This is a genomic window from Streptomyces sp. P9(2023), from assembly GCF_032436795.1.
GTDB lineage: Bacteria > Actinomycetota > Actinomycetes > Streptomycetales > Streptomycetaceae > Streptomyces.
The window spans coordinates 1-535 of sequence record NZ_JAUPWM010000132.1 but is presented as its reverse complement, the minus strand read 5'-3'; the positions used below and the strand labels follow the sequence as shown (position 1 = coordinate 535).

Genomic DNA, 535 nt, shown 5'->3' with positions numbered 1-535 from the left:
GGAGGCCGAGTCGATCCGCGAGGCGAAGGCCACGGCGTGGGACGAGGGGTACGCCGATTCGGAGAGGGAGTGGGAGCACGTCTACGGCGGGCACGCCATCGACCCGGATGGGGATGGCGTCACCTGCACTACGTGCCGCAACGGCAACCCGTACCGCACCGACGAGGGCCGACGCAATGACCAACTGCTGAACCAAGGAGAACAAAATGACTGATGACCCCCGACCCGAGTGGGTAGAAGCCGGTGTTGCCGCGCTCGTAGCCGAGGGCTGCGCTGAGAGAGGTAGCACCTTCATACGGGACAACGTTTATGTGGACGGGGCTGTCACCGTCACCCTCGCCGCCGTGATTGACCAGATCAAGGCCGAGGCGCTGATGGAAGCCGCGACCGCCTACCAGTTGGGCGGTATGGTCTACGAGCCGCAGGCCCGTGGCGACCTCGCCACCAAGCGTCAGCAGGCCGAGCACGCCGTGGCGTGGCTCCGCGACCGCGCCAAGCGGATCGAGGCGGGTGACGAATCGTGAGCGACCTACTA

Annotated in this window: 2 protein-coding genes; both read left to right on the top strand. The window is 66.2% G+C overall.

Translation table 11 applies throughout. The features are described from left to right. Nucleotides 1-214, top strand: a 214-nt coding sequence (locus Q5762_RS37010) for a hypothetical protein (protein ID WP_315896703.1), incomplete at its 5' end; no start/stop codon positions are given. Between the two features lie 130 nt (nt 215-344). Continuing rightward, nucleotides 345-524, top strand: coding sequence for a hypothetical protein (locus Q5762_RS37005; protein WP_315896702.1), 180 nt, complete (start codon nt 345-347; stop codon nt 522-524). Nucleotides 525-535 lie beyond the last annotated feature (11 nt).